Consider the following 10416-nt stretch of genomic DNA (forward strand, 5'->3'; position numbering starts at 1 on the left):
TGTAACAACATAACTAAATGTATCTGTACCAACTTCTTCTCCTTGGTAAGTGAGACTACCTTGGTTGATATCTTGTTGAGTAAAAGTATCTGTTAGTTCTAGAGTAGCGTTGTCTAGTTGAATTTCCCCACTGGTTGGTAGTTCAGTAAGTTCATAAATTAGAGTTTCTGCACCAGCATCAGTATCAGGATCTTCTGCTAGGAGATTTTCGTTCGTAATTTCTACCTGTACTTGTTCATCAACACTCAAATTATTGCTAGTAACCGTTGGTGGTACGTTAACTCGAATTTCAAATGTGTCTGTAGTTTCTCCCCCTACCTGATCTGAGACACTGAAACTAAAAGAATCATTTTCGGTATCATTAGTATCGTGTTCGTAAGTAAGTAACCCTTGTTCAATATCTCCCTGAGTAAAACTGGTGAAACTTCCTCCATCAATTAGCAACTTACCACGAGTTGGCAATTCTGTAACTGTATAGATTAAAGTAGTGTTACTGTCATCAGTTGTTTCTAGAAGAGTATTATCTATTATTCCTGTCTCTTCTGTATTTACTACCAATTCGTTATTTGTTGCCACCAATGGTAAGTCATTGATACTTATATCAATTAAAGCAGTATCAGTTTGAGCATCCCCCTCTCCTGTATTACCTTGGTCATTTACCGAAATACTGATAGAATCACTACCTGAGTTATTACCAGTATAACTAAGGGTGCTAAGAGCTTGGTTAATATTATCTAAATTCCCTGTAAATACTATTTCAGCATCTGCTTGACCATCACCAGTTGTAAAGGTGAGACCAGAAGTAGAGTTAAGGGTGAGGTTACTGTCAATAGTTTCGGAATTTGTAGTTTCTAGACTAACTTCTAGGTCTCCATCACCTGCGTCAGGATCTGTTACCTGAATACCAACAATATCTAATTGTTCCCCTTCATTAACCAGTTGTTGCTCGTCAGGAACTGTAATTTCTGGCGGGTCGTTAACATTGATCAAGCTGATCGTAAACGACTTGGTGAAATTTTCTCCAGCGTTGTCAAAAGTTCTGACTTGGATATCAAAGCTTTCTTGTTCCTCAAAGTCTAGGTCTGCTCCCTCTCCTACAACTAGCTGATCGTTCTGTTCCTCGTCAAGAGCAAACCGCCCCTCAGCATTATCAATTAATCTATATTCATGGAAATCGTCCACATCTGGGTCTTCTGTGGTAAATGTACCAACAACTGTACCTGCTTCACTATTTTCTTCCACACTGTCGTTATCTAACAGAATGTCAGTGGGAGGTTCATTCAGAGAAGGTGGTGTCACTTCACCTGGGTCGGGGGTTATTGGTGGCGCTGTGGTTGCGGGTGGGTCAGTTACTGGTGGGTCAGTTACTGGTGGGTCAGTTACTGGTGGGTCAGTTACTGGTGGGTCTGTGACTGGTGGGTCAGTTACTGGTGGGTCAGTTACTGGTGGGTCAGTTACTGGTGGGTCAGTTACTGGTGGGTCTGTAGCTGGTGGGTCAGTTACTGGTGGGTCTGTAGCTGGTGGGTCTGTGACTGGTGGGTCAGTTACAGGTGGGTCAGTTACTGGTGGGTCAGTTACTGGTGGTTCTGTGTTAACTGGTTCTGGGAAGAAGTTATTAGAGTTGAGAGTGGTACTATCAACTCCAATTAAAATAGCTAAAGTCTCACCGTTGGCATTCCGAATAATAGTGTCACTACCCTCATTAGATATTTCTAAGTCTTCAAACGTTAGACCACCTTCCAAACTAATCAAGTCTTCAGCAGTATTAAAGTCAGTAACAGTATATAAATTATCAGATTCCTCAAAATCTACAACAACGAAACTATCTTCACCCTCACCCCCAGTCAGAGTATCATCCCCTCGACCACCTATCAATAGATCGTCACCCTGACCTCCATCTAGAGAATCATTTCCCTTACCACCAGAAAGGAAATCATTTGCTTCCCCACCATCAAGAGTGTCATTTTCTCGTTCGCCATTGAGAGTATCGCTACCTTCACCTCCTAATAACAAGTCATCATCTTTACCTCCAGATAAAGAGTCATCCCCCGTACCCCCATCAAGAGTATCATTACCTTGGTTTCCTGCTAGAGAATCATTATCTTCATCTCCTGAAATACTATCAGCATCTTCTCCACCACTGATGAGGTCTAAACCTAAACCACCAGAAATAATATCGACGCCACTCTGACCCAAAAGCGTGTCATTTCCGGCATCACCAGCTACAGTATCATCACCACGATCTCCCGAAACAAAATCGTTATCTTCTCCTCCTGCTACGTCATCGTTTTCTCTTCCACCATAAATAACGTCTCTACCTTCTCCTCCTCGGACTGTATCTGAGTCGCGATCGCCAAATAGTGAATCATTCCCAGCATCACCTACAACAGAGTCAGCATCTCTACCACCTCTGAGACTGTCATCTCCTGCACCACCACTAATAGTATCATTACCACGGTTGCCGTTAATTTGGTCGTTGCCGTCTTGGCCAAGCAGAGAGTCACTGTCTTCTTGGCCAAATACAGTATCATTTCCACCAAGTGCGGAAAAAGTGTCGCTGAAGGCGCTGCCAAATACTAGATCGTCTCCCTCAGTACCTACTGCTTCTCCCCCAGGAAGTAAAATCCCTCCTCCAGGTGCTGTGGGCGTAGGAGTTGATGTTACCACAGGAGCTGCTGTCGTAGGTGGTGGTGTTGTGAGTGGCGGTGCCGTTGTAGGTGGTGGTGTTGTGACTGGTGGTGCCGTTGTAGGTGGTGGTGTTGTAACTGGTGGTTCAGTTGGATCTACTATATCTATTAGTACAAAGTCGTCATTATCATCAAAGAAACCGAACATACCACCTATTTCAATTATTGGCCTACCATCAGCAGTTGTAGGTGGTGGTGTAACTGGTGGTGCTGTTGTAGCTGGTGGCGCTGTTGTAGCTGGTGGCGCTGTTGTAGCTGGTGGCGCTGTTGTAACTGGTGGTGCTGTTGTAACTGGTGGTGCTGTTGTAGCTGGTGGTGCTGTTGTGGCTGGTGGTGCTGTTGTGGCTGGTGGTGCTGTTGTGGCTGGTGGTGCTGTTGTGGCTGGTGGTGCTGTTGTGGTTGGTGGTGCTGTTGTGGTTGGTGGTGCTGTTGTGGCTGGTGGTGTTGGTTCCGGTGTTGGCTGTAATCGTATAAAATTACCATCATCATCAAAGAATCCTAATGTGCCATCTGGTCCTAATTGTGGATTTGCTCCGAATGCTGCTGCCATTTTTCTACCTCTTATATTTAAGATATAACTTTTTTAGTATGAAACAATTTCACTCAATATTTTGTAGTTTATTTAGTTGTATGATATAGCGATATTGTTGACCATAAAATTTGTATTGTTACAGATTATTGATAATTTTTATAATTCCAAAATTGCTGGAATTCATAGAATCTTCATTAGACTTCTTGCAGAATTCAGGGAATAGGGAATAGGTATGGAGGGAATAGGGAATGAAATTGTTGATTTCATATCTTGAATTGATTTAATTTTTTATTTTTGGAGATGTCTATTAGGAAAGCTAAACTATTACTAATTAGTTTTGAGCATAAATTTGCTTATTTGTTTTTTGTACAACTTTTGATTTTAACAACTTTTTTTCTGTTTGACAATTAATTTCAGAAGTGCATCAAGAAATTGTAGAAATCTTCATTAATGGATAATTACCTCTCCCTAAAAGGGAGAGGATTGACTAAAAGGAAAAGATTTATTTCTCTTGGTTGATTGGATATGGCGAGGAAACCTCGCCATCCCTCAACCGCTTTTTCCCCTATCCAAGGGGAGGCTTCAAGGCGTGAATTATCTAATTATTTAATTGTTTAATTATTAATTATTTCGGTAAAAGCTGATTAATCTAGGGATAATTTCTTCTGCAACATAGTTTGATAATCCTACATTTTAACATTAATTCTGCGGTTGTCAAGATTTTGGCGGAGCCATTGAGAGGCGATCGCTTCTTTTGAATAAATTATGATGTAGGGGCGATTCGCGAATCGCCCCTACACAAATCGCCCCTACACAAACCGCCCCTACACAAATCGCCCCTACACAAACCGCCCCTACACAAATTGCCCCTACACAAATTGCCCCTACACAAATTGCCCCTACACAAACCGCCCCTACACAAACCGCCCCTACACAAATCGCCCCTACACAAATCGCCTCTACACAAATCGTCTCTACACAAATCGCCCTAAAACGGAATTTGATCGAATTGCATTTCTTGAATGCGATCGAGATTTTCCTGATCTTCATGCCATTTAAGAGGATTTTCCGTAATGTATTGGCGTGTTATTTCTAAAGAGCGATCGTTACGGTTGATGCGATCGTAAAAATCTCGTTGCCAAACTGGACAACCAAGTGTCTGTCTTAATTGGTTAATTTTGTTTGCAGAAACGGTTTTGAATGCACCCACTAAACGACCCAAAGTTTTCCGCTTCATGTTGCTTGATGTATCGGTAAGAACGATAATCCCATGTAAATGATTTGGCATAATAACCCAAGTGTCTAATTCTACATAATTATATTGTTGTTGGAGCCATTGCCAAGATTGGGCAGTAATGCGACCGTATTCATTTAATTTAACAATACCGCCGACAATTTCACCAAACAAACATTCTCGGTTTTTGGTACAAATGGTAACAAAATAAGCTCCGGGTTGGGTGTAGTCGTATCCTTTTAATCTTAGGGAATTACGGCGGGGGCGATCGGGGTCGTATGTCATGGTTATATGTATTTTATTAGGGGAATTTACACGGGATTTGTTATATTCTGTAGGGGCGATTCCCGAATCGCCCCTACATTGGGGAATGGTTCGGAGGCAATCGCCGTTTTGGGCAGAAATTGAAAACAAAAAAAACAGAGCGATCGCTTGACTAATAACCAACAATCTACTCGGTGGATAGATTCAATTTGTTTGATATTTGGCCAAATTTCAGATACCTCGGTTTGGGTTTTCTTATGAATAAATACGATGTAGGGACAATTCGCGAATTGTCCCTACACAATAGTCCGGTGGCGATCGCCGTTTTGGGAAGATTGAGAATTGTGGAAAGGCGATCGCCACATTGACAATAATTGATGATTGGTAATATTGGTACGTTACGGCGGACAGTTTTAATGGCTTTGTTCGTTCCATAAGTTTTGAGCGCCTAACGCACCCTACCACTACCGATTATTTAAATACGACCTTCACGCTTGAGTTGCCAGAACAGTTTAAGAGGGTTGAAAGTCCAACCATAAACATCAGTCTGGTTAAACTTGTTATACCCAGAAGGTTTATACTGAGTTTTATTAACTTGAAAATGTAGATGATTTGATGCACTAGACATTCCTAGTTGACCAATAACACTACCTGCATTAACTCGCCCAGATGTAACATTCAAGCTGCTCAGGTGTCCATACCAATAGTAGCGACCATCATCTCCGGCAATTTCTAAGAATTTATCCCCACTTTTTGACTGAACTACACGAGCCGTTCCCCCAACGATTGCCTTTACATTGGTTGGACTCCAGTTCGGTGTATCGATATCAATGCCATTATGCCAGCCATATGTATTTCCAGGTCCCCAACGATAACTAGGATCTTGAACATAACCGGCGGAAGATGGATAGACACCACTTAATATTTTATCTGTCAAGTCTTTGTATATTTGATGAATTGCTTGATGTCCTTGATAGTTTGTTTCATCTTTTTCTCCTGGCCATAACGCTCCTGTAATTCGAGTGTTGTCACCAGCAGCCCAATTCCATTGAGCATCGGACCATGAAACAAGTTCATTTAAGTAGTTATTAGAATTACTTCCTCCACTCACATAATAAGCAGCAACATAACCAACTTTATTACCAACCTTGACCTTATACCAATCGTTGCGACCGTTATAAGTACCACCGCTGACTTTTTCAAGAATGGTCAATTGAGTTCCATTTGGTAATACACTAATTTTTGAAGCTCCGAGAGAAGGGCCAGTACGGAATCTCAAACCGCTACTAGAATTGACATATCCCGTAGTCGAATTACCTCCACTGTTAGGAAGGTTCAACTTCCACTGATGGAAAGGGTTACTCGATATGGGATTAGGATACATATAAATTTGATTGCCACTAGCACCACCTGAATCTAAAGCACGCCCCGTAGCTTTATTGACAACCAAATAAGCATCACCCACTTTTGTAATTTTCCAGAGATGATAAGGATTATTTTTGTCAGGATTGGGGTTAAGGTAAGGTAGCTTTCCACCATCTCGGCCAGCATCTAAAGCTTTCCCTGTTGCTTTGTTAATCATCATGTAGTAATCGCCAACTTTCTCAAAACCCCATTGGTGATACTCACTCTTAGAATTAGGCGATGAATGTGGATAAACAGAATTATTTTTGCCCCCTGAATCTAGTGCTTTGCTTGTTGCCTTACTAACGACTGTCGAGAACTTCAACCCAGGAAAACGCTTGAGATTTCGGTCTCGCAACCATCGTCCTGAAGCAGATAGGGTTCGTTGACGACCACCATTAGTACCTGCGTTAAAGATAGCCTTTCCACTAGAGGAATAAACAACCAGGTTTCCATCGCCTTGAATAGCGAAATATGCACCTTTGTTACCTGCGGTGTTCGTTGCCCAAACTGGCTTACCACGACTGTAGAGAACAACATTGCCATCCCTTTGAACTGCAAACAGATCGGCATTTGTATTCTCGGTTCCCGTTGCCCAAATAGGTTTCCCTTGCGGACTAGACAATACTAAGTTTCCATCTGTCTGAAACCTAAATTTATAACCTGTAGATGTAACCCATTCTTGACCTCGCCGGAACTCTAAGTTGGTAGCTCCAGGCTTAAGACGAAAAGAGGTTTGTTTTGGTGTACTCGAAGACTTAACATCAACATAGTAAGCTGCTACATAGCCAGTTTTACCGTTAACCTCAACCTGATACCAATCATTCCGAGAACCAGTACCAGGGTTATAAGTGCTACCCGTAACAGATTTCAAAATCTTGAATGATGTTCCTTTGGGCAACCTGCCGATAATACTTGAACCAACAAAAGAATCAGAACGGAAATTTAAAGGCAATGAACCAACCTTAGAATTGACAACACCTGATGTAGAGGATGGAGTCGGTTGAGGTGTGGTGGGATTGCTTGGGGGAGTAGAACCCGTTACTTTACCCGTGAAGAATTTTTCAATTCCACGCCCTACAGCAGTAGCTGCTTTTTCAACATTAGCACGGCTCATCCCTGGAGCATCAATAAATAGAGATTCAACCAAAACCGCAGGAACACTGGTAGGAGCATTACGCAAAACTGAGAAATTTGCTTTCTTTGTACCTCGGTCAGGAATAATACTATCGGGGAAAATAGCATCTAACTCGCTGTTAATCGCTTGAGCAAGTTGAGCATCTTTAGCGGGGGCGCTTGTATGAGAAAAAACTTCATGTCCTTGAGCATTTTTGTTAAAAGCATTTTGGTGCAGCGAAACAAAAATATCATGTCCCGCAGCTCGTTGTCCGATTTGTGCCAAAGATAAGGGTTCATCTAAAACCTTGACTTCTGCACCTAACTGTCGTAAATGATTGGCAATTAAATTCGCTTGATGTAAGTTTTCAGCCGCTTCTGTTGTGCCGTTACCAACAGCACCTGGATCGAATCCTGTATTAGTAATTCCATGACCAGGATCGAGAATAATTTTCTTGCCAACTAAGGTTTTTACACTCTGAGTTGGTGTGATGTTTGGCGCAGCATTAAGAGAGATTCCAGTTCCTTGTTGTGGTGCCTTTGACTTGAGAGTTTCATTAGTATTACCGTAGGACTTCTCAAACATCTCTTTGAGGAAGTTTGACCACGAAGGACTCTGTAAATTCCCAAAAGGTTTCAAGAAATTATTCAGGGCAGCTTGTTTAACAGCATCGGGACTGGGTTGAGGTTGAGGTTGAGGTTGTGGTTGTGGCTGAGGTTGCGGTTGCGGATTAGGGTCATTTCCTGGTAAATAAATGGCTTGACCTATAGATAATCGCGTCGCCTCTGCACTTGTAAATGGCGTTTTTCCTCCTGGGTCTTTAGTAATTTCTGTCCAACGAGCTCCATTACCTAGCTCCCGTTGTGCAATTCCCCACAAGGTATCCCCTGCTTTCATTTCGTAACGGTAACGAACCGCGCGTTCCATCGGAGTAACTTTTCCTTCTCCACTCCAAGTGGTCGGAACAACTTGTAAATCCGGCTTATATTCCTCTGGTGTTGTCGTCTTGGCCAAGTCAATCGCCGATGGAATATTCAATAACCCTGCACCTGTTTCCCCATCCCATCCGGGGGTGTTCAAGTCAGTCGCCGTATTTTTGATAATTTCAATCACCTGACGGTAACTCAATTCAGGATTTGCAGCCCAAACTTGAGAAATAGCCCCTGTTACTTTAGCGGTGGCAACAGAAGTTCCATTCATTGCCCCCAGACCATCGCCAACAGTGGAGAACACTGGATTCTCTAACGTTCCACTATCGGCGACAATATCTAAACCATTACCATAACTAGAATAAGTTGCCCGATTTTCTCCATCAGCAGCACCCACAGTAATAATATTATCAAACTGTTGGGAAGCTTGGCCTAAAACAGACATCACACTACCATCATTTCCAGCCGCAACGGCAACCAAAACATTATTTTGACGGGCATATTCTAAAGCTGCCATTTCTTGGGGTGTAAACTCGTAGCGGGTCGTTACATTTCCTTGCGGGTCAATTTGGGTCAAATCCAAGCTCAAATTCAGCACCGCATTCGGTTGGCCAGATTCCACCCCAGCATCCACAAACTCGACCAAAGACTCGGCCCATTTCCCAGACCCAATGGCTCGCCCCAACCACAAAGGCGCATTATCGTTAATCCCGTCAATACCAATACCATTATTCCGAGTCGCCCCAATAATTCCCAAAACATGAGTGCCATGTTCGTTTCCTTCTCCAGACTGAAGCAGTGGGTTATTGTCATTGTCGAGGCGATCGCTACCCAAAGTTATCCGACTATAATCAATATCGGGATTATTACCACTAAACCCAGTATCAATAACTCCCACCAAAGGTTGATTCTCCAGAGGGAATTCATAATCTTTATTATAGTTATTTCTTGGCGGGTCAATGGGTATCGTTACCGGAGGCGGTAGAGTACCCACAACTCCACCCAAATCAGGTATTTCTACACTTGGCTGCCCTGGATTTATCAACGCCTCTAAAGTCGGCCAAGTAGACAAATTATCTACATCAAAAGCATTAGCTTCAGTAGGATTTTCTGCCAAATATTCATCAATTTTGGCAAAGTAATCTTCAAATAAACTTTCTGTATCTATATTATTAATATCTATAACAGAATTATTTCCTAAAATTGCAGCGACTAATTCTTCTTGTGTAAATAGTTCAAATCCTGGAATATAACCAAGTGCATCATCTATTGGTATTATCGGACAAGATGCCACACTCGGACTAATTATTTCTTCTAAAACAAATGTTTTGCTTCTGCGCTTTTTCTGTTGCTCCTTAGCATTTTGTTTCAGTTTGTGTTTGCTCTTAGCTGTTTTTTTCCATGACCAACCCATAATCTGCACCCTTGGGAATTTAACCAATAAATTGACAATATAATCTAATAACAATCATTATTTTTCAATCAATAATTGTTGACAGTTAATATCCTGAAGACGAATCTTCAAATAAGTTCGTCGTTCATCTATAGAGATATTTTTAAAAAAATTGTTAATATATAGTCTAAATTATAGTATATTAGATGTCAAGGTAATTGATGATTTTTTCAATCATAAGTTCCTTAAATTAAATTCAAAATCAATTCCCAAATAATCAATATAAATTGTCTCAGTATTTTCACGATTAAACTTGAATAATCTCAAATTAGGTTTATCCAAAACTTTATAAACTAAAGGAAATAACGAGAAAAATACGGAGATTACGCCAAACAATCATAATCTAGGGAGCATCATGCAACTTAAATCAGAGGTGCATTGGATTCAACATCCAGACAACTATTGGATATTACGCAATCCAGAATATCCGACTTTTCTACAGGTAGATAATATTGATAAAAATGTCATTTGTCTGTTAGGAAAAAGACCAATACCTGCCATTGCGAATAAATACGATTTGACTCTCCAAGACATTCAAGAACTATTGCAAAAATTAGCAGCCACAGGTATGTTGGAGGATACGGAACCTCCACCGAAAAAGTTCTCTTTGGCACAAATATTATTTTTCAAAATTCCTCTATTCAAACCTGACGAATGGTTAGAAAAACATCTAGATAAGTTACGCTGGATTTGGACTAAAGCTTTTGGTTTTTTCCTCTGTTTTTTCCTCGGTAACACAATTTTTTTGTGGTTAGCCTATGCCACAGATATTGTTTCTGCTCATCAACAAGTTTGA

Annotated in this window: 7 protein-coding genes; 3 read left to right on the top strand and 4 right to left on the bottom strand. The window is 41.3% G+C overall.

The features are described 5' to 3' along the window. Positions 1-2667 (bottom strand): cadherin-like domain-containing protein (locus tag F6K22_RS18465; protein WP_293100825.1); only part of this gene is annotated, 2667 nt, incomplete at its 3' end. Between F6K22_RS18465 and F6K22_RS18470 the strand changes: the two genes are divergently transcribed. After that, positions 2642-3265 (top strand): hypothetical protein, encoded by a 624-nt coding sequence (locus F6K22_RS18470; protein ID WP_293100827.1) that lies wholly within the window; start codon positions 2642-2644, stop codon positions 3263-3265. The genes F6K22_RS18465 and F6K22_RS18470 overlap by 26 nt on opposite strands. Positions 3266-3933: 668 nt before the next feature. On the opposite strand, the gene F6K22_RS18475 is transcribed toward F6K22_RS18470, so the two are convergent. Both F6K22_RS18475 and F6K22_RS18480 read right to left on the bottom strand, forming a co-directional pair. Beyond that, on the bottom strand, positions 3934-4269 hold the full coding sequence (locus F6K22_RS18475; protein ID WP_293100828.1) for a hypothetical protein: 336 nt from the start codon (positions 4267-4269) through the stop codon (positions 3934-3936). After that, complete coding sequence (locus F6K22_RS18480) at positions 4208-4738, bottom strand: transposase (protein ID WP_293100829.1); 531 nt, start codon at positions 4736-4738, stop codon at positions 4208-4210. Before F6K22_RS18480 ends, F6K22_RS18475 begins: the two co-directional genes overlap by 62 nt. On the opposite strand from F6K22_RS18480, the gene F6K22_RS18485 reads away from it, so the two are divergent. Beyond that, the gene (locus F6K22_RS18485) at positions 4737-4889 is read left to right on the top strand and encodes a hypothetical protein (protein WP_293100830.1); all 153 of its coding nucleotides are present in this window, start codon (positions 4737-4739) and stop codon (positions 4887-4889) included. The two genes, F6K22_RS18480 and F6K22_RS18485, sit on opposite strands and share 2 nt — an antisense overlap. Positions 4890-5192: 303 nt before the next feature. Here the strand turns inward: F6K22_RS18485 and F6K22_RS18490 are convergent, their stop codons facing one another. Further along, a complete protein-coding gene (locus tag F6K22_RS18490) occupies positions 5193-9635 on the bottom strand; it encodes a S8 family serine peptidase (RefSeq protein ID WP_293100831.1) in 4443 nt (1480 codons plus the stop codon). 340 nt (positions 9636-9975) lie between these two features. Between F6K22_RS18490 and F6K22_RS18495 the strand changes: the two genes are divergently transcribed. Then, positions 9976-10416, top strand: a complete 441-nt coding sequence (locus tag F6K22_RS18495; protein WP_293100832.1) for a hypothetical protein — start codon at positions 9976-9978, stop codon at positions 10414-10416.

Origin of the sequence: Okeania sp. SIO2F4 (genome assembly GCF_010672385.1) — a bacterium.
Classification (GTDB): domain Bacteria; phylum Cyanobacteriota; class Cyanobacteriia; order Cyanobacteriales; family Microcoleaceae; genus Trichodesmium.